The following is a 19,769-nucleotide window of genomic DNA, read 5'->3' on the forward strand; positions in this document are numbered from 1 at the left end:
CCTTTTCTGTTGTGCCGAATGCCAACGAAGACAACCCCAGCGCCCTGACCCAGGTGCAGCACCGCGCAGTCAGTGAACTGCTGCGGGTCGCCCCGGTCGCCGACGATCTCGCCCGCCGATTCCAGGATGCCGGATTCAGTCTCGCACTGGTCGGCGGCTCGGTCCGTGACGCACTTCTCGGCAGGCTCGGGAACGACCTGGACTTCACGACCGACGCACGCCCCGAGGACGTGCTGAAGATCGTCAGGCCGTGGGCCGACTCCGTGTGGGAGGTCGGAATCGCCTTCGGCACGGTGGGAGCGCAGAAGCACGGCTACCAGATCGAGGTCACGACGTACCGGTCGGAGGCCTACGACAGGACCTCACGCAAGCCGGAGGTGTCCTACGGGGACTCCATCGAGGATGACCTCGTGCGGCGCGATTTCACGGTCAACGCCATGGCCGTCGCGTTGCCGGGGAAGGACTTCATCGATCCCCACGACGGCCGGAAGGACCTGGCCGAGCGGGTCCTGCGTACGCCGGGAACGCCCGAGGCGTCGTTCTCCGATGATCCGCTGCGCATGCTGCGGGCGGCACGGTTCGCCGCGCAGCTCGACTTCGATGTGGCCCCCGAGGTCGTCGCCGCCATGACGGAGATGGCGGGCCGGATCGAGATCGTCTCCGCCGAGCGTGTGCGGGAGGAGCTGAACAAGCTCCTGCTCTCCGCGCATCCCCGGAAGGGTCTGTCCCTCCTCGTGGAAACGGGGCTGGCTCAGCAGGTCCTGCCCGAGCTGCCGGCCCTCCGGCTGGAGAGTGACGAGCACCATCGGCACAAGGACGTGTACGAGCACTCCCTGACCGTCCTGGAGCAGGCGATCGGCCTGGAGGAGGAGGGGCCCGACCTCGTTCTGCGTCTTGCCGCTCTCCTTCATGACATCGGCAAGCCGAGGACGCGGCGCTTCGAGAAGGACGGGCGGGTCTCCTTCCACCACCACGAGGTGGTGGGCGCCAAGATGACCAAGAAACGCATGACGGCGCTGAAGTACTCCAACGAGATGGTGAAGGACGTCTCGAAGCTGGTGGAGCTGCACCTGCGCTTCCATGGCTACGGCGATGGCGAGTGGACCGACTCAGCGGTGCGTCGCTACGTACGGGATGCCGGCCCGCTGCTGGATCGGCTGCACAAGCTGACGCGGTCGGACTGCACCACACGGAACAAGCGCAAGGCTGCCGCTCTCTCGCGTACCTACGACGGCCTTGAGGAGCGCATCGCCCAGCTGAAGAGCCAGGAGGAGCTGGACGCGATCCGGCCGGATCTGGACGGCAACGAGATCATGCAGATCCTGGACGTGGGGCCGGGCCCGGTCATCGGTAAGGCGTACGCCTTCCTGCTGGAGCTGCGTCTGGAGAACGGTCCGCTGGAGCACGATGCGGCAGTCGCGGAACTGAAGAAGTGGTGGGAGGCGCAGAGCTGACGCTCTGGGTCCCGTTCGCCGGCGCTCATGTTTCACGTGAAACATGAGCGCCGACGCATACGCCGAGGGCGTTGTTTCACGTGAAACAACGCCCTCGGTCGGTGTTCTGAGTGCTGCGCAGGCTCAGTTGGTCGCCTTGAGCGGTGTCAGGCAGAGCACCACGCTGTTCCGGCTCTTACGACGTCCCGAGCTCTCGGTGTAGGCGGAGTACTTCTCCGCATCGCAGAGATCCGTGTCGGTCGTGTTGTCGTGCACCTCGGCGACCTTGTACTCGGCGGTGGACGAGCCGCAGTCGACGGACTGCATGTCGGGGTCGAAGTTGGTGCCCTTGTTCTCCAGGCAGTCCCCGACCGAAGCGGCCTTGGCGTCGGACTCGAACATGTCGCCCAGGCCGAACTTCAGCACGCCGAGGACGACGAGGCCCACGACGATGAGGATGATGTTGCGCGTGGCGAGGAGCTTCTTGCCGCCGGAGGGCTGCGAAGGCCCCTGGGGAGGAGTGCCCCACCCCTGGGGCTGCTGCGGTTGCTGGGGGCCTCCCCAGCCCTGCGGCTGCTGAGGGGCGCCCCACCCCTGCTGGGGCTGTTGCGGCGGGTAGCCGTATCCGCCCTGCTGCGGCGGGTAGGGCTGAGCCGGCTGCTGACCGTAGGGACCGCTGCCCTGCTGCGGCGGGTAAGTCATCTGAATGCCCCCGTGATTCGTGCGTCTTGTTTGACGCGGGCACGCTATAGGACATCACCGCCCCGACTCCAATGCGCGAGGCACAGGGCAGAACTTGCGTAGAGTGCCGCCACACCGATCACCAGCACCGCCGACCGCCCGTCCGGCGGGAGCATCAGCGCGGCGACCGCTGCCGCGGCGACGAAGGCCACGTTGAACAGCACGTCGTAGAACGAGAAGGCCCTGCCCCGGTAGGCGTCGTCCACGGCGGTCTGCACCACGGTGTCCGTGGCGATCTTCGCCCCCTGGGTGACGAGTCCGAGGACGAACGCGGCGACGAGCATCGGCGCCGGAGCGAACCACAGCCCCAGGGCCGGTTCGAGGACCGCGGCGGTGCCCGCGCACACCACCATCCAACGGAGCCGCCCGAGCCGTCCCGCGGCCCACGGGGTCAGCACGGCCGCCGCGAAGAACCCGGCACCGGACACGACCACCGCCAGCCCGAGGAGGGCGAGACCGTCGTCCTCGCTGTCCGTCCAGGCGTACCGGCAGAGCATCAGGACCATGACGGTCAGCGCCCCGTAGCAGAGCCGGATCACCGTCATCGCCGCCAGTGCGCGGGACGCGGTCCGGTGTTCCAGCAAGTGCCGCAGTCCGGCGAGGAGTCCGCCGGCCGCAGTGGCCAGCGCCGCCCGCAGCGACATGCGCCCGGTGCCGCGGTCCGGCCCGAGGAGCCCCGCCGCCAGGCTCAGCGCCGCCAGCGCCGAAGCGAGGTAGAGCGCCGCCCCGAACAACACCACGGCGGAGTCCGAAGCCGCCAGCAGCCGCACCACGAAGGCCAGTCCGCCGCCCGCCGTGGCGGCGAGAGTGCCTGCGGTCGGCGACAGTGAGTTGGCGAGCACCAGATGCTTCCGCTCGACCACGCGCGGCAGGACGGCGGAGAGACCGGCGAGGACGAAGCGGTTGACCGCGGTGACGCACAGCGCGGAGGCGTAGAAGAGCCACGCGGGAGCCGCGCCGATGAGCAGGAGGGAGGTGCAGCAGGCGAGCCCGGAGCGCAGCAGGTTGCCGTAGACGAAGACCTTGCGCCGGGGCCAGCGGTCCAGCAGCACCCCGGCGAAGGGCCCGACGAGCGAGTAGGGGAGCAGGAGCACGGCCATGGCGGAGGCGATCGCCCCGGCGGACGCCTGCTTCTCCGGTGCGAAGACCACATGCGTGGCCAGCGCCACCTGATAGACCCCGTCGGCCGACTGGGACAGGACCCGCACGGCCAGCAGGCGGCGGAAGTCCGGGAGACGGAGAAGTATGCGCAGGTCGCGCGCGACGGGCATGGGAGCAAGGGTCACACACGACGAGGGCCCCCGGGGGGATTGCCTGGGGGCCCTCAACGGCGCGGCAGCCGAGAAGCGTTGCCGCTCCTCACCTGCGCGGCTGACTCACGGGAGTCAGTTGGAGACCTCACCGCGGATGAACTTCTCGACGTTCTCGCGGGCCTCGTCGTCGAAGTACTGGACCGGCGGGGACTTCATGAAGTACGAGGAAGCCGAGAGGATCGGGCCACCGATGCCGCGGTCCTTGGCGATCTTCGCGGCGCGGAGGGCGTCGATGATGACACCGGCGGAGTTCGGGGAGTCCCAGACCTCCAGCTTGTACTCCAGGTTCAGCGGGACATCACCGAAGGCGCGGCCCTCAAGGCGCACGTACGCCCACTTGCGGTCGTCCAGCCAGGCCACGTAGTCCGAGGGACCGATGTGGACGTTGTTCTCGCCCAGCTCGCGGTCACGGATCTGCGAGGTGACGGCCTGCGTCTTGGAGATCTTCTTGGACTCCAGGCGCTCACGCTCGAGCATGTTCTTGAAGTCCATGTTGCCGCCGACGTTCAGCTGCATCGTGCGGTCCAGGATGACGCCCCGGTCCTCGAAGAGCTTCGCCATCACGCGGTGCGTGATGGTGGCGCCGACCTGCGACTTGATGTCGTCGCCGACGATCGGGACACCGGCCTCGGTGAACTTGTCCGCCCACTCCTTGGTACCGGCGATGAAGACCGGAAGAGCGTTGACGAACGCGACCTTGGCGTCGATGGCGCACTGGGCGTAGAACTTCGCGGCCACCTCGGAACCCACCGGGAGGTAGCAGACCAGGACGTCGACCTTGCGGTCCTTGAGGATCTGGACGATGTCGACCGGGGCCTCGGCCGACTCCTCGATGGTCTGGCGGTAGTACTTGCCCAGGCCGTCGTGGGTGTGGCCGCGCTGGACGGTGACACCGGTGCTCGGCACGTCGCAGAGCTTGATGGTGTTGTTCTCGCTCGCGCCGATGGCGTCCGAGAGGTCCAGGCCGACCTTCTTCGCGTCGACGTCGAAGGCGGCGACGAACTCGACGTCCCGCACGTGGTACTCGCCGAACTGGACGTGCATCAGACCGGGCACCTTGCCGGCCGGATCGGCGTCCTTGTAGTACTCGACGCCCTGGACCAGCGAGGCGGCGCAGTTGCCCACGCCGACGATGGCTACGCGAACCGAACCCATTCCGGTTGCTCCCTGTGTGTAATGGATGTTTCTGATGAGCTCGCCGCGGATCTGCGGTGAACTCACTTGGCGGTGTCGCCGGACGGATCCGGCGGGTTGTCTCCCCGCCGGGGCAGGCCGTCAGGCTCTCCCGCGGTCTTCTGCTGAGCTGAGCTCTCGGGCGAGGATCGTCGCTGATCCCGTCCCGACCGCTCGCTCTCGATGAGCTCGTTCAGCCAGCGCACTTCGCGCTCCACGGACTCCATGCCGTGTCGCTGCAGCTCAAGTGTGTAGTCGTCGAGGCGCTCACGGGTGCGGGCCAAAGAGGCGCTCATCTTCTCCAAGCGCTCTTCCAGCCGGCTGCGGCGCCCTTCCAGCACCCGCATCCGCACCTCGTGCTCCGTCTGTCCGAAGAAGGCGAAGCGAGCCGCGAAGTGCTCGTCCTCCCAGGAGTCGGGGCCGGTGTGCGAGAGCAGCTCCTCGAAGTGCTCCTTACCTTCCGCCGTCAATCGGTAGACGATCTTGGCGCGGCGCCCCGCCAGGGACGAGGCGGGAGCGACGGGCCGGCCGGAGCCGGGTGCCCCTTCCGCCGGAGCGGTCCCCGGTTCCTCGATCAACCAGCCGTTGGCGACCAGCGTCTTCAGGCAGGGGTAGAGCGTTCCGTAACTGAAGGCACGGAAGATGCCCAACGAGGTGTTGAGGCGTTTGCGCAGCTCATAGCCGTGCATCGGGGATTCGCGGAGCAGTCCGAGGACGGCGAACTCGAGGATGCCGGAACGTCTGCTCAACCTCGCCCCTCCTTCTCCGAGTGCTCTCGCGGTCCCTTGTAGCGGGTCGATGTACCGAGCTGATGTATCGACTCGATACATCAGCACGATAGATCGGACCGGCGATGCCGACAAGGGGAGCCTCAGTGAGCGGCGTCACATCGACAATTCGTAGGAACCGACTTGCGTTATTTGAGGTGAAGTTCGGTCCCAGGAGGGTTTTGACCGTGCGTAGTCTGTGCGGCATGCAGACCACCGGGAACCGCGAGACGCGCGCGTGCGTCAGTGCTCGCGGGCCATCCGGATGCACTGCGGGCGAGCCTGTCGCCGGGCTGGCCCGTCATTCGGGGGACCGGATCTCACCTGCCGCTTCCAGGCGCTCTCGCCTGCCCGAGGAGTAGTCGTTCGATGAGCGAGCACCGTCGCAAAACGTCGCAACCGCAAGGTGGCGGACGTGCCGCGGCCCGACGAGCCGCCCAGCAGTCCTCCGGACGCCGCGCAGCACCGTCACGCGGAGTAACTTCAGACTCACCTTCCGACTCGCACAGCGAGGAGGCCCCGTACGCAGGTCGTGCAGCCGCCAGACGGGCGGCCCAGCGCGGCGGCGGAGGGCGGGGAGGTTCCGACGGCGGCGGCGGACGGCGCCGCGGCGGCGGGGACGACGGGCACGAGGGCCGCGGGCGCGGTGGCCGGCGCCCGGCCAAGAAGCGGTTCATCGACTACCCACGCGCAGGCCGCCAGGGCCTCCGCCGCTGGGTTCCGTCGTGGAAGCTGGTGTCCAGCCTGTGCATCGGCTTCCTCGGCTTGCTGATGGGCCTCGCCGGGCTCGCGTACGCGATGGTCGCGAAGCCGGAGATCCAGGCCGCCGCCAAGGCGGAGAACAACGTCTACTTCTGGAGCGACGGCACCCAGATGGTGGCCACCGGCGGTGAGGTCAACCGGCAGGTCATCGACTACGCGCAGATCCCCGAGGCGATGCGCAACGCCGTCATCTCCGCCGAGAACAAGTCCTTCGAGAGTGACCACGGCATCGACCCCATGGGTATCGCCCGCGCCGTCTTCAACATGGCCAAGGGCGGTGAGACCCAGGGCGGCTCGACGATCACCCAGCAGTACGTCAAGAACTCGCGGCTGTCGCAGGAACAGACCCTGAGCCGCAAGTTCGAGGAACTCTTCATCACGCTCAAGGTCGGCAGCGAGATGAAGAAGAAGGACGTCATGGCCGGGTACCTGAACGTCTCGTACTACGGGCGCGGCGCCTCCGGCATCCAGGCCGCGGCCCGTACGTACTACGGCAAGGACGCCAAGGACCTGGACCCGAGCCAGTGCGCCTTCCTGGCCAGCCTCCTCAAGGGCGCCAGCTACTACGACCCGGCCGGCGCGCCGGAGGTCGACCCCGTGCAGGCGACCGCGGAGAAGAACCTCGCCCGGGTGACGAAGCGCTGGAAGTGGATTCTCGACGAGGAGGTGAAGGACGGCCGGATGTCGCAGAAGGAGCGGGACAAGTACACGGAGTTCCCGATGCCCGACAAGCCGAAGCGGAGCGCGCAGCTGGGCGGCCAGATCGGCTACCTCGTCAACACCGCCAAGGCCGAGATCTTCGAGAAGACCGACATCACCAAGGACATGCTCGACCAGGGCGGCTACGAGATCCACACGACCTTCGACAAGAAAAAGGTCGACCAGCTCAGCAGGGCCGTCAAGCGGGTCTACAAGGAGAACATCGACCCCAAGAAGCGTCCGAAGTACGACACCCACGTGCAGTTCGGTGGTTCGTCGGTCGACCCCAAGACCGGCGCGATCCAGGCGATCTACGGCGGTGAGGACGCGACCAAGCACTTCCAGAGCAACGCCGACCCCACCGGCGCCGCGGTCGGCTCGACCTTCAAGCCCTTCGTGCTGGCGGCCGCCATGGAGTACGGCAAGCGGGACCCGTCCGGCGGCCCGGAGCAGGACGAGTCACAGCGTACGAAGGTCTCTCCGCTCAGCATCTACAACGGCGCCAACAAGCTGAAGATCCGGAAGTACAACGGCGACGTCTGGACCGACAAGGCCGGGAAGGAGTGGCTGCAGACCAACGACGACCACGAGTCGTACGGCAACATCACCTTGCGTGAGGCCATGCAGTGGTCCGCCAACTCCCCCTACGTGCAGCTGGGCATGGACGTCGGCACGGACAAGGTGAAGCAGGCGGCCATCGCCGCCGGGCTGAAGGACAACCGGTACATGGCGGACTCCAGCGTGCCGTCGTTCTCGATCGGTACGTCCTCGCCCAGTACGACGCGCATGGCCGGCGCCTACGCCACCTTCGCGGCCCGGGGACAGCAGCGAGAGCCGTTCTCCGTCACCGAGGTGGAGAAGCGGGGCAAGCCGGAGTACCAGCACAAGGTGGTCACCAAGAGCGCCTTCGACAGCGCGATCGCCGACAACGTCACGGACGTGCTCAAGAACGTCGTCGAGAAGGGGACCGGTACGTCCGCGCAGCTCCCGGGCCGCGAGGTCGCGGGCAAGACGGGTACGACCGACGACAACCTGTCGGCGTGGTTCGTCGGCTACACCCCGCAGCTGTCGACGGCGATCAGCATGTACCGGCTGGATGACGACGAGAACAACAAGAACCGCGGGTTCGAGAAGATGTACGGCACCGGTGGCAAGGACAAGATCCACGGTGCCTCCTTCCCCGCACAGGTCTGGCACGACTACATGGCCGAGGCCATGAAGAACGAGAAGGCGGTGCCCTTCCCCGAGGCGGAGCCGATCGGGGACAAGGTCTACGGCGGCGGCGCGTCCAAGAAGCCCTCGCCGACACCCACGCCCACGCCGACCGAGACCGAGACGACGAAGCCGACGCCGACGCCCACACCCACGCCCGACGTCCCGACCCCCGACCCGAGCGACACCTGCGGGACGTGGGACTGGAACTGCCAGAACAACAACGGCGGCGCCAACGCGGGCACCGTTCAGGGCAACGACGGCGGTACGGACACGGGCACGAGCCAGGGCAACGACGGAGGCACGGACACCGGCACCTCCACCGGTACGACCGGCGGAGACGACGGTACGGACGGTGGCACCACCACCGGCGGTACCGACAGCGGCGCCACCGGCGGCAACTCCAACAGCACCGGGAACAACAGCACCGGGAACAACGGCTGGTGGGGTGGCACGGCCGGGTAGAGCCCGGTACGCAGTGCGCCTCGCGCCCGGTGCAGAGCCGGGCGCGAGGCGGTCCGGACAGGAGATGAGGGCCGCGGCACCCCGGTGCGGCGGCCCTCGCCCGTTCCACAGCGCCGTACGGCAGGATGTGCGGCATGCCAAGCGCAGAGGACACGAGCGTGCACCAGGAACAGCCCCTCGTCCGGCCCACGTACCGGGACGAGGTCGCGGCTGCCGGGAGCGAGCTGATCGGCGGGAGGTCGGGGCGCTGGTCGCGGCTCGGCAGCGCCGCGCTCACCCCGGTGGGGGCGATCGCCCTGGTGGCCATCGGGATGTTCGCGCTCGGCATGGTGCAGAAGCTGCCCTGCTACAACTGGGCGTGGTTCAGGGGCGCCGGCTCCCAGTACACGCACGCGTGCTACTCGGACATCCCGCACCTGTACTCGGGACGCGGCTTCGCCGACGGGCTGGTGCCGTACTTCGACCGGCTGCCCGGGGACATGCAGTTCCTGGAGTACCCGGTGCTCACCGGCGTGTTCATGCAGGTCGCGGCGTGGCTGACGCCGGGCGGTTCCATCCAGGAGCAGGAGCAGGCGTACTGGCTGGTCAACGCGGGGATGCTGATGATCTGCACCGCCGTGATCGCCGTCTGCGTCGCCCGCACGCACCGGCGGCGCCCCTGGGACGGCCTGCTGATGGCGCTCGCACCCGCCTTCGCGCTCACCGCCACGATCAACTGGGATTTGCTGGCCGTGGCCCTCACCGCCGGGGCGATGCTCATGTGGTCCCGGAGCCGCCCGCTGGCGTTCGGCATCCTCATCGGCCTGGCGACGGCCGCGAAGCTCTATCCCGTCCTGCTGCTGGGGCCCGCGTTCGTCCTGTGCTGGCGGGCGGGGAAGTGGCGTGAGTTCGGAGCGGCGGTGCTGGGCGCGGCGGGCTCCTGGCTGGTGGTCAATCTGCCGGTCATGATCTTCGCGCCCGAGGGGTGGAAGAAGTTCTACACCTTCAGTGAGGAACGCGGCATCGACTTCGGCTCGTTCTGGCTGGTCATCACGCAGCGCACCGGTGAGCCCATCGACGTCGGCACCGTCAACACCGTATCGACGGTGACCACCATCGCCCTGTGTGCCGCGATCGGCGTCCTGACGCTGACGGCCCCGCGCCGGCCGCGGTTCGCCCAGCTCGCGTTCCTCGTCGTCGCGGTGTTCATCCTCGTCAACAAGGTCTACTCACCGCAGTACGTCCTGTGGCTGATCCCGCTCGCCGCGCTGGCCAGGCCCCGCTGGCGGGACTTCCTGATCTGGCAGACGTGCGAGGTCCTCTACTTCCTGGGGATCTGGTTGTACCTCGCCTACACGACGAGCGGCGACAAGCACCAGGGGCTGCCGACGGAGGGCTATCAGCTGGCGATCGTGCTGCACCTGCTGGGCACGCTGTACCTGTGCGCCGTCGTCGTGCGGGACATCGTGACGCCGGAACGCGACGGGGTGCGGCGGGACGGCTCGGACGATCCGTCGGGCGGGGTGCTCGACGGGGCCGAGGACGTGTTCGTGCTGTCCCGGCTGGTCGAGACGGGTACCGCCCGCCGGGAGAAGCTGCCCGCCGCGTCCGGACCGCGGGTGGAGTGGGGCACGGCCGGCACGCCCGCCGCCGACTGAGCGGGGCGGGCGCGCGGACTCAGCGTTCGACGATGCGGTCGTACTGCGTGGTCGTGTGGCGCAGGTGGGCCACCAGTTCGTCGCCCACCCGGGGCTCCTCGGCGTCCGAGGGCACGAACAGGATCGACACCTGCATGTGCGGCGGTTCGGCGAACCAGCGCTGCTTGCCCGCCCAGACGAACGGGGACAGGTTGCGGTTCACGGTGGCCAGGCCGGCCCGGGCGACGCCCTTGGCCCGCGGCATCACGCCGTGCAGGGCCTTCGGGGCCTCCAGGCCCACACCGTGCGAGGTGCCTCCGGCGACGACGACCAGCCAGCCGTCGGACGCGGCCTTCTGTTGCCGGTAGCCGAACCGGTCGCCCTTGGCGACCCGGGTGACGTCGAGCACGGCGCCCCGGTACTCGGTCGCCTCGTGGTCCCCGAGCCAGAGCCGGGTGCCGATGCGGGCGCGGAACCGGGTCTGCGGGAACTGCTGCTGCAGCCGGGCGAGCTCGTCGGCGCGCAGGTGGCTGACGAACATCGTGTGCAGCGGCAGCCGGGCGGCCCGCAGGCGGTCCATCCACGCGATGACCTCTTCGACCGCGTCCGACCCGTCCGTGCGGTCCAGCGGCAGGTGGAGGGCGAAGCCTTCGAGTCGTACGTCCTCGATGGCCGCGTGCAGCTGCCCGAGCTCCTCCTCCTTGACGCCGTGGCGCTTCATCGAGCTCATGCACTCGATGACGACCCGGGCGCCCACCAGGGCGTGCACCCCGTCGACGGAGGACACGGACCGTACGACGCGGTCGGGCAGCGGCACCGGTTCCTCACCGCGCCGGAACGGCGTGAGGACCAGCAGGTCACCGCTGAACCAGTCCTTGATGCGGGCCGCCTCGTACGTGGTGCCGACCGCGAGGATGTCGGAGCCGAAACGGATGGCCTCGTCGGCCAGCCGCTCGTGGCCGAAGCCGTACCCGTTGCCCTTGCAGACCGGCACGATGCCGGGGAACTGGTCGATAACGGATTTCTGGTGCGCCCGCCAGCGCGCGGTGTCGACGTACAGGGAGAGCGCCATGGCCGGTCCGGAACCCTTCTGGTGGCTGCGGTGGATCAGGGAGGAGAAGCGTGTTCAGGCCCCATTGAAACCAATGGAGCCGGTTTCGTCAGCTGTGGGGCTCGGATCAGCGGCGTGACATGTAGATGTCGAGCGCCTTGTGCAGCAGCTTGTTGAGCGGGAAGTCCCACTCGCCGAGGTACTCCGCCGCCTGGCCGCCGGTGCCGACCTTGAACTGGATCAGGCCGAAGAGGTGGTCGGTCTCGTCCAGCGAGTCGGAGATGCCGCGCAGGTCGTAGACGGTCGCGCCCATGGCGTACGCGTCGCGCAGCATCCGCCACTGCATCGCGTTCGAGGGGCGCACCTCACGCTTGTGGTTGGCCGAGGCGCCGTACGAGTACCAGACGTGCCCGCCGACGATCAGCATGGTCGCCGCCGCGACGTTCTCGCCCTCGTGACGGGCGAAGTAGAGCCGCATCCGGTTGGGGTCCTCGCTGTTGAGGGCCGTCCACATGCGCTGGAAGTAGCCGAGCGGGCGCGGCCGGAAGCGGTCGCGCTCCGCGGTGATCTCGTACAGCCGCTGCCACTCGGAGAGCTCCGCGTAACTGCCCTGGACGACCTCGACGCCGGCCTTCTCGGCCTTCTTGATGTTGCGTCGCCAGAGCTGGTTGAAGCCCTTGTGGACGTCCTCCAGCGAGCGGTTCGCCAGCGGCACCTGGAAGACGTAGCGGGGCTGTACGTCACCGAAGCCGGCGCCGCCGTCCTCGCCCTGCTGCCACCCCATCTTCCGCAGCCGGTCGGCGACCTCGAAGGCGCGCGGCTCGATGTGCGTGGCCTCGACGTCCCGCAGGCGCTTCACGTCCGGGTCCTGGATGCCGGCCTTGATGGCCGCTGCGTCCCAGCGGCGGATGATCACCGGCGGGCCCATCTTCACCGAGAAGGCGCCCTGCTGCTTGAGGTGGGCCAGCATCGGCTGCAGCCAGTCGCTCAGATTCGGGGCGTACCAGTTGATGACCGGGCCCTCGGGGAGGTACGCCAGGTAGCGCTTGATCTTGGGAAGCTGCCGGTAGAGCACCAGACCGGCGCCGACGAGCTGACCGGTCTTGTCGAACCAGCCCAGGCTCTCGGAGCGCCATTCGGCCTTCACGTCCGCCCATGCCGGGACCTGCATGTGGCTGGCCGCGGGCAGACTCTGGATGTAGGCCAGATGCTGCTCTCGGCTGATGGTCCTCAGGGTCAGGCTCATGCGGGGCGCTCCTCGGCAGGTGTGTCCCCATCGGTCAGGGGCTCCGGCTCTCGCGCCGAAGCCTACTGTGGCCGTGGAGCGAGCGGTCTGGCCCCGTGTACCTGTACGCGTGCGAGGGCGGCCCCGTCCGGTGACGGGGCCGCCCGGGCCGGACCCGAGAGGTCAGCCGATCACGCCGCCGAAGAGTCCGCCGTGGGCCATGCCGAGGAAGAACCCGAGGGCGGACGCCCCCATGCCGATGACCAGTGGGAACCTCTCACGCGTCGTGACGGAGATGTACTGGCCGTACGCCCCCGTGAGGATCCCGATGAGGCCCGCCCATGAACTGAGCAGGTGCAGGTTGTGGAACATCGCCGAGATGAAGGCGAGGGCGCCGAGGACGAGCGTGACCACCACGAGCGCGTCCTGCAGCGGATGGGGCCTGCCGTCCGTGGCGAAGAGGGAGACGGAGGGGCGGGTCCGCGTTACGTGTGCCATGGAGTACCTCCTGGCCGACATGCGGCGCGTCGTGGCGCCGCTCACACCCGATGTGTACAGATTGCGTCCCCTGACCACTGGATTTCAACCGGAAGGTGGTCTGCGGGTACTCTGGTCGGTCTGCACCGGTGTCTGCCCAGGCCGACACGGACCGTCCTTCTCACCGAGGGCGCTGTCAGTGGGGCCTGATCTACTCGGACACCGTTGCTCAACGCATCACGACCCTCCTGCCACGGAACGACCGTGGCCGCTGAGTCCAAAGGAGGTGGGTTCCACATGCGTCACTACGAGGTGATGGTCATCCTCGACCCCGATCTCGAGGAGCGAGCAGTCTCCCCGCTGATCGAGAACTTCCTCTCCGTCGTCCGTGAGGGCGAAGGAAAGGTTGAGAAGGTCGACACCTGGGGCCGTCGTCGTCTCGCTTACGAGATCAAGAAGAAGCCCGAGGGCATCTACTCGGTCATCGACCTGCAGGCCGAGCCTGCGGTCGTCAAGGAGCTCGACCGCCAGATGAACCTGAACGAGTCGGTCCTCCGGACCAAGGTCCTCCGTCCCGAGATTCACTGAGCTTCCGGCTCAGCGGTCATCGGGTCCGAGTAGCAGTAAGCAGCCAAGAAATCCCCGCCGAGAGGTTCACCCATGGCAGGCGAGACCGTCATCACGGTCGTCGGCAATCTCGTCGACGACCCCGAGCTGCGCTTCACCCCGTCCGGTGCGGCGGTCGCGAAGTTCCGTGTCGCGTCCACTCCCCGCATCTTCGACCGGCAGACCAATGAGTGGAAGGACGGCGAAGGCCTGTTCCTCACCTGCTCGGTCTGGCGGCAGGCGGCGGAGAACGTCGCCGAGTCGCTCACGCGAGGCATGCGCGTTGTCGTGCAGGGCCGGCTGAAGCAGCGGTCGTACGAGGACCGCGAGGGCGTCAAGCGCACGGTCTACGAGCTGGATGTCGAGGAAGTCGGCCCCAGCCTCAAGAACGCCACCGCCAAGGTCACCAAGACCACCGGTCGTGGTGGCCAGGGCGGCCAGGGTGGATACGGCGGCGGCCAGCAGGGCGGCGGCAACTGGGGCGGCGGTCCCGGTGGCGGCCAGCAGGGCGGCGGCGGTGCTCCCGCCGACGACCCGTGGGCCACCAGCGCTCCGGCCGGCGGCCAGGGCGGCCAGCAAGGCGGAGGCGGCTGGGGCGGAAGCTCCGGCGGTTCCGGCGGCGGCTACTCGGACGAGCCCCCCTTCTAGGGGAGCTCGTACCCCCACTTCTTGATCACACAGGAGAAACACCATGGCGAAGCCGCCTGTGCGCAAGCCTAAGAAGAAGGTCTGCGCGTTCTGCAAGGACAAGACCCAGTACGTGGACTACAAGGACACGAACATGCTGCGGAAGTTCATTTCCGACCGCGGCAAGATCCGTGCCCGCCGCGTCACCGGCAACTGCACGCAGCACCAGCGTGACGTCGCCACGGCAGTCAAGAACAGCCGTGAGATGGCGCTGCTGCCCTACACGTCCACCGCGCGATAAGGGAAGGGTGACCGAAACATGAAGATCATCCTCACCCACGAGGTCACCGGCCTCGGTGCTGCCGGCGACGTCGTAGACGTCAAGGACGGGTACGCCCGTAACTACCTGGTTCCGCGTGGCTTCGCCATCCGCTGGACCAAGGGTGGCGAGAAGGACGTGGCGCAGATCCGCCGCGCCCGCAAGATCCACGAGATCGCCACGATCGAGCAGGCCAACGAGGTCAAGGCCAAGCTGGAGGCCGTGAAGGTCCGTCTGGCCGTTCGCTCCGGCGACGCCGGCCGCCTCTTCGGCTCCGTCACCCCGGCCGACATCGCCTCGGCGATCAAGGCCGCCGGTGGCCCGGACGTCGACAAGCGTCGCGTCGAGCTGGGCTCGCCGATCAAGACGCTCGGCGGGCACCAGGTGTCCGTGCGTCTGCACCCCGAGGTCGCTGCGAAGCTCGGCGTCGAGGTCGTTGCCGCCTGATCGGGCCGCACCTCAGCAGAACAGTGAAGGGCCGCACCCTCCAGGGTGCGGCCCTTCGCCGTTTCACGTGAAACATCCCAGCTCGGTCAGCGGGCCGCGCCGGTGACCAGCCACTTTCCCGAGCGGGTACGGAGCCAGAGCGTCGCCATCCGCACGACCATCATCAGTGCCATCGCGCACCACAGGGCACCGAGCCCACCGCCCAGGGTGGGGACCAGAAGGGCTGCGGGGGCGAAGACGGCCAGCGTCACGAGCATGGCCCACGCCAGGTACGGTCCGTCGCCGGCGCCCATCAGCACGCCGTCCAGGACGAACACGACGCCGGCGATCGGCTGGGTGGCCGCCACCACCAGGAGGGCGGGCAGCAGGGCGTCCCGGACCGCCGTGTCGCTGGTGAACAGGGGGACGAACAAGGGGCGGGCCAGGACGATCAGTACGCCCAGGACCACACCGGACGCGATTCCCCACTCCACCATCCGGCGGCACGCCTCGCGCGCGCCCTGAGCATCGTCCGCGCCCAGGTACCGCCCGATGATGGCCTGCCCGGCGATGGCGATGGCGTCGAGGGCGAAGGCCATCAGGCTCCACAGGGAGAGGATGATCTGGTGGGCGGCGATGTCGGTGTCGCCGAGCCGGGCGGCGACCGCCGTGGCGATGAGCAGGACGGCCCGCAGCGACAGCGTGCGGACCAGGAGGGGCGCGCCCGCCTGGGCGCAGGCTTTGATGCCCGCGGCATCGGGACGCAGCGACGCACCGTGGCGTCGGGCGCCCCGGACGACGACGACCAGATACGCGGCCGCCATCGCGAACTGGGCGATGACGGTGCCCCAGGCCGATCCGGCGATGCCCAGGCCGGCGCCGTAGACGAGGCCGGCGTTGAGGGCCGCGTTGGCGGCGAAACCACCGATGGCGACGTAGAGCGGGGTGCGGGTGTCCTGGAGGCCCCGGAGCACGCCGGTCGCGGCCAGCACCACCAGCATCGCGGGGATGCCGAGGCTGGAGATCCGGAGATAGGTGATGGCGTGGGGCGCCGCTGTGGAGGAGGCGCCGAACACCTCGGTGAGCCAGGGGGCAAGGGGGAGTGTCAGGGCGATGACGGCGACTCCGAGCAGGAGGGCCAGCCAGATGCCGTCCATGCCCTGCCGGATCGCGGAGGCGAGGTCGCCGGCGCCCACCCGGCGGGCGACCGCTGCGGTGGTGGCGTACGCGAGGAAGACGAAGATGCTCACCGCGGTCGTCAGAAGGGCGGCGGCGACGGCCAGTCCGGCCAGATGGGGGGTGCCGAGATGGCCGACGATCGCGCTGTCGACCATCACGAACAGCGGCTCGGCCACGAGCGCGCCGAAGGCCGGGACGGCGAGCGCGATGATCTCGCGGTCGTGCCGTCGGCGGCGGGAAGACGGGGTTCCCGGTGGCTGGATCATGGCAGCCAATCTAATCTTCCACAGGTAACAGATGCAATCCGTGAGAGGTCCTTACATTTGCTTGCCTGTGGGTAACTCTTGTGTCGGACACGCGGTGATCTCGCTCCCGCCGTCCAACTTTTTCTCCCCCACAGCCGGTGGACGGGAAAAGGGCAGGTCAGGGCGGTATTTGCAGGGGTCCTATGAGTTTGTCCACAGTGCTGTCCCCCGGTCCGTGCACAGGTTCCGGGGGGTTCTCCACAGCATCTGGTCGCTCGTCCACAGGGCCTGTGGATAACCAGATTGGCTGACGGTGCGGAGCCGCCTACCGTAGTCCGGCGCCCCCACTCTGTTTCGGCTCTGCGACACCGCAGAACTCGACACACCGGAACCGGAGTCGGGGGTCTTGTTTGTCGGTGCCGTGCCGTAAGAAAGAGGAGCACGGCTAGGTCCGCGGAGCGGACGGGAGGAGGTGGCCGGATGAGCATTCCCGAACCCTTGGACGACCCCTGGGCGGACACCGGCCCCGGTGACCGGCTGCCCGTATCCCGTCAGCGCAGGGGTGAGGACCGGGACCGGGGCGACCGCCACGACCGCGGGCGCGAGTCGCACGACTGGGAAGGCGGTTCCGCGGGTTTCGAGCGGGTCCCGCCCCAGGATCTGGACGCGGAGCAGTCCGTGCTCGGTGGCATGCTCCTGTCCAAGGACGCCATCGCCGACGTCGTGGAGATCATCAAGGGCCACGACTTCTACCGCCCCGCGCACGAGACCGTCTACCAGGCGATCCTCGACCTCTACGCCAAGGGCGAGCCCGCCGACCCGATCACGGTGGCCGCCGAGCTGGTCAAGCGCGGCGAGATCACCAAGGTGGGCGGCGCCCCGTATCTGCACACCCTGGTCCAGTCGGTCCCGACGGCTGCCAACGCCTCGTACTACGCGGAGATCGTCCACGAACGCGCGGTTCTGCGACGGCTCGTGGAAGCCGGTACGAAGATCACGCAGATGGGATACGCCGCCGACGGTGATGTCGACGACATCGTGAACTCGGCGCAGGCGGAGATCTACGCGGTCACCGAGCAGCGGACCAGTGAGGACTACCTGCCGCTGGGCGACATCATGGAAGGCGCCCTGGACGAGATCGAGGCGATCGGCTCCCGCAGTGGCGAGATGACGGGTGTGCCCACCGGATTCACCGACCTCGACGCCCTGACCAACGGTCTGCACCCGGGTCAGATGGTCGTCATCGCCGCCCGTCCCGCCATGGGTAAGTCGACCCTCGCGCTGGACTTCGCCCGCGCCTGCTCGATCAAGAGCAACATGCCCAGCGTGATCTTCTCCCTGGAAATGGGACGGAACGAGATCGCGATGCGTCTGCTGTCCGCCGAAGCACGGGTGGCCCTGCACCACATGCGTTCCGGCACGATGACCGACGAGGACTGGACGCGGCTGGCCCGGCGGATGCCGGACGTCTCCGCCGCCCCGCTCTACATCGACGACTCCCCCAACCTCTCCATGATGGAGATCCGGGCGAAGTGCCGTCGCCTCAAGCAGCGCAACGACCTCAAACTGGTGGTCATCGACTATCTCCAGCTGATGCAGTCCGGCGGTTCGAAGCGCGCCGAGAGTCGCCAGCAGGAGGTCTCCGACATGTCGCGAAACCTCAAGCTGCTGGCCAAGGAGCTGCAGCTGCCGGTCATCGCGCTCTCCCAGCTGAACCGTGGCCCCGAGCAGCGCACGGACAAGAAGCCGATGGTCTCGGACCTCCGTGAGTCCGGCTCCATCGAGCAGGACGCCGACATGGTGATCCTGCTGCACCGGGAGGACGCATACGAGAAGGAGTCGCCGCGCGCTGGCGAGGCGGACCTGATCGTGGCCAAGCACCGAAACGGCCCCACGGCGACGATCACCGTCGCCTTCCAGGGCCACTACTCCCGCTTCGTGGACATGGCGCAGACCTGACCGGCACCGGGCGGAAATCGAGTCGCCGTACGCCGGATCGGGCGGTAGTTGTTGACGATGACTTCTCCAGCTGAACAGTTGCTTCCCGGCACCCGACGGGCCTTGCTGCACCGCGTCGCCACGGCTCAGGCCGAAGGACGTACCCCCTCTCTGGTCGCCGCCGTGCAACGGCAGGGGCAGATGGCCTGGGAGGGCGCACGCAGCTGCGTCGACGGCCATGCCCCTGACTCCGACACGCAGTTCAGGATCGGTTCGCTCACCAAGACCTTCACCGCCGTCCTCGTGATGAGGCTGCGTGACGAAGGGCTGCTCGACCTGGCGGATCCGCTGGAGAAGCACCTGCCCGGCACCGGCGCGGGTGACGTGACCCTTCATCAGCTGCTCGGCCACAGCGCGGGGCTCGGCGCCGAGACGACCGCGCCCTGGTGGGAGCGGACCCCCGGCAGCCTGCGGCCCACGCTCGCGGACGTGCTCGATGAGCAGGTCGCGATGCACCCGCCCGGCACCCGGCACCACTATTCCAACCCGGGCTACACGCTGCTGGGTTCGCTGGTCGAGGCTGTGCGCGGGGCGTCCTGGGAGGAGGTGCTGCGCCGAGAGGTACTGGAACCCCTCGGTATGCACCGGACCGGCTCGCTGCCACAGGCTCCGCACGCCGGTGGCTGGGCGGTGCATACCTGGGCGGACGCCCTGCTTCCCGAACCGGCGGAGGACCTGGGCCTCATGGCGCCCGCCGGACAGCTCTGGTCCACGACAGCGGATCTGCTCCGCTTCGCGGCGTTCCTCGCCGGGGGCGACGACCGGGTGCTCCGCGCAGCGTCGGTGGAGGAGATGAAGCAGCCGTCGGCCGCTCCGGCGCCCGGTGAGTGGGTCGATCACTACGGCCTGGGACTGCAGCTGGTCCGGCGCAAGGGCCGTACCTTCATCGGCCACACGGGCTCGCTCCCTGGTTTCCTGGCTGCCCTCTGGGTCAGTACCGAGGACGACGTGGCTGCCGTGGTGCTCGTCAACGCGACGTCCGGGGTCGCCATCGGTGAGGTCGCCGCCGATCTCGTGGACATCGTTGCCGAGGCCGAGCCGCGCATCCCTGAACCATGGCGTCCGCTGCCCGAGGTGGACGCGGAACTCCTCGCCCTGACCGGGCCGTGGTACTGGGCCACGCGCCCCAACATCCTGACGCTGACCGCCGATCGCGGGCTGGAGCTGCGGCCGGTGAACGGCCAGGGCCGGGGCGCCCGCTTCGCCGCGCGCCCCGACGGCACCTGGGTCGGCCTGGACGGTTACTACGCGGGGGAGACGCTGAGGATCGTGCGGAACGCGGACGGTGGTGTGAGCCACCTCGATCTGGGGTCCTTCGTCTTCACGCGTGAGCCGTACGCCCCCGCGGCACCGGTGCCGGGTGGCGTGGACGAGGAGGGATGGCGCGGCCTGGGGGCATGAACGCAGCCGGACCCGCCCGGAACAGGTACTGCCC

At 68.5% G+C, this 19,769-nt stretch carries 17 protein-coding genes; 9 read left to right on the forward strand and 8 right to left on the reverse strand.

Translation table 11 applies throughout. The features are described from left to right. Nucleotides 1-11 precede the first annotated feature (11 nt). Nucleotides 12-1,454, forward strand: a complete 1,443-nt coding sequence (locus ACFUJY_RS02630; protein WP_383293356.1) for a CCA tRNA nucleotidyltransferase — start codon at nucleotides 12-14, stop codon at nucleotides 1,452-1,454. 123 nt (nucleotides 1,455-1,577) lie between these two features. Here the strand turns inward: ACFUJY_RS02630 and ACFUJY_RS02635 are convergent, their stop codons facing one another. From ACFUJY_RS02635 to ACFUJY_RS02650, 4 genes are all read right to left on the reverse strand, one after another. Then, complete coding sequence (locus ACFUJY_RS02635; protein ID WP_383293359.1) at nucleotides 1,578-2,135, reverse strand: hypothetical protein; 558 nt, start codon at nucleotides 2,133-2,135, stop codon at nucleotides 1,578-1,580. 44 nt (nucleotides 2,136-2,179) lie between these two features. Continuing rightward, the gene (locus tag ACFUJY_RS02640) at nucleotides 2,180-3,445 is read right to left on the reverse strand and encodes an MFS transporter (protein ID WP_383293361.1); all 1,266 of its coding nucleotides are present in this window, start codon (nucleotides 3,443-3,445) and stop codon (nucleotides 2,180-2,182) included. 114 nt (nucleotides 3,446-3,559) lie between these two features. Beyond that, a complete protein-coding gene (locus tag ACFUJY_RS02645) occupies nucleotides 3,560-4,642 on the reverse strand; it encodes an inositol-3-phosphate synthase (protein WP_383293364.1) in 1,083 nt (360 codons plus the stop codon). 62 nt (nucleotides 4,643-4,704) lie between these two features. Next, nucleotides 4,705-5,409, reverse strand: coding sequence for a helix-turn-helix transcriptional regulator (locus ACFUJY_RS02650; protein WP_383293367.1), 705 nt, complete (start codon nucleotides 5,407-5,409; stop codon nucleotides 4,705-4,707). Between the two features lie 387 nt (nucleotides 5,410-5,796). Between ACFUJY_RS02650 and ACFUJY_RS02655 the strand changes: the two genes are divergently transcribed. Beyond that, nucleotides 5,797-8,565 (forward strand): transglycosylase domain-containing protein, encoded by a 2,769-nt coding sequence (locus tag ACFUJY_RS02655; RefSeq protein WP_383293369.1) that lies wholly within the window; start codon nucleotides 5,797-5,799, stop codon nucleotides 8,563-8,565. Nucleotides 8,566-8,699: 134 nt separating this feature from the next. Next, entirely contained in the window at nucleotides 8,700-10,202 is a 1,503-nt protein-coding gene (locus tag ACFUJY_RS02660) for a glycosyltransferase family 87 protein (RefSeq protein WP_383293371.1), read from the forward strand. A gap of 19 nt (nucleotides 10,203-10,221) precedes the next feature. Here ACFUJY_RS02660 and ACFUJY_RS02665 read toward each other — a convergent pair whose 3' ends face one another. The 3 genes from ACFUJY_RS02665 to ACFUJY_RS02675 form a co-directional block, all read right to left on the reverse strand. After that, nucleotides 10,222-11,253: an alanine racemase gene (locus ACFUJY_RS02665; protein ID WP_361028417.1), complete on the reverse strand. Its 1,032-nt coding sequence runs from the start codon at nucleotides 11,251-11,253 to the stop codon at nucleotides 10,222-10,224. Nucleotides 11,254-11,359: 106 nt separating this feature from the next. Further along, nucleotides 11,360-12,478, reverse strand: a complete 1,119-nt coding sequence (locus tag ACFUJY_RS02670) for a lipid II:glycine glycyltransferase FemX (RefSeq protein WP_383293375.1) — start codon at nucleotides 12,476-12,478, stop codon at nucleotides 11,360-11,362. A 162-nt stretch (nucleotides 12,479-12,640) separates the two neighbouring features. Further along, nucleotides 12,641-12,955, reverse strand: coding sequence for a hypothetical protein (locus ACFUJY_RS02675; protein WP_383293378.1), 315 nt, complete (start codon nucleotides 12,953-12,955; stop codon nucleotides 12,641-12,643). A gap of 276 nt (nucleotides 12,956-13,231) precedes the next feature. Here ACFUJY_RS02675 and rpsF point away from each other — a divergent pair, with 276 nt between their 5' ends. From rpsF to rplI, 4 genes are all read left to right on the forward strand, one after another. After that, the gene (rpsF, locus tag ACFUJY_RS02680; RefSeq protein WP_018101872.1) at nucleotides 13,232-13,522 is read left to right on the forward strand and encodes a 30S ribosomal protein S6; all 291 of its coding nucleotides are present in this window, start codon (nucleotides 13,232-13,234) and stop codon (nucleotides 13,520-13,522) included. Between the two features lie 72 nt (nucleotides 13,523-13,594). Then, nucleotides 13,595-14,188 carry a single-stranded DNA-binding protein gene (locus tag ACFUJY_RS02685; protein ID WP_143617562.1) on the forward strand — a complete coding sequence of 198 codons (594 nt, stop codon included), beginning with the start codon at nucleotides 13,595-13,597 and terminating at the stop codon, nucleotides 14,186-14,188. Between the two features lie 43 nt (nucleotides 14,189-14,231). Then, entirely contained in the window at nucleotides 14,232-14,468 is a 237-nt protein-coding gene (gene rpsR / locus ACFUJY_RS02690; protein ID WP_003967857.1) for a 30S ribosomal protein S18, read from the forward strand. Nucleotides 14,469-14,486: 18 nt separating this feature from the next. Further along, on the forward strand, nucleotides 14,487-14,933 hold the full coding sequence (gene rplI / locus ACFUJY_RS02695) for a 50S ribosomal protein L9 (protein WP_143617560.1): 447 nt from the start codon (nucleotides 14,487-14,489) through the stop codon (nucleotides 14,931-14,933). An 86-nt stretch (nucleotides 14,934-15,019) separates the two neighbouring features. Here rplI and ACFUJY_RS02700 read toward each other — a convergent pair whose 3' ends face one another. Beyond that, nucleotides 15,020-16,357, reverse strand: a complete 1,338-nt coding sequence (locus tag ACFUJY_RS02700) for an MATE family efflux transporter (protein ID WP_383293382.1) — start codon at nucleotides 16,355-16,357, stop codon at nucleotides 15,020-15,022. A gap of 459 nt (nucleotides 16,358-16,816) precedes the next feature. Between ACFUJY_RS02700 and dnaB the strand changes: the two genes are divergently transcribed. Next, nucleotides 16,817-18,295 (forward strand): replicative DNA helicase, encoded by a 1,479-nt coding sequence (dnaB, locus tag ACFUJY_RS02705; RefSeq protein WP_383293386.1) that lies wholly within the window; start codon nucleotides 16,817-16,819, stop codon nucleotides 18,293-18,295. A gap of 57 nt (nucleotides 18,296-18,352) precedes the next feature. Continuing rightward, nucleotides 18,353-19,735, forward strand: coding sequence for a serine hydrolase domain-containing protein (locus ACFUJY_RS02710; RefSeq protein WP_383293389.1), 1,383 nt, complete (start codon nucleotides 18,353-18,355; stop codon nucleotides 19,733-19,735). The last annotated feature ends 34 nt before the right edge of the window (nucleotides 19,736-19,769 follow it).

The organism is Streptomyces sp. NPDC057249, from assembly GCF_042669245.1.
GTDB lineage: Bacteria > Actinomycetota > Actinomycetes > Streptomycetales > Streptomycetaceae > Streptomyces.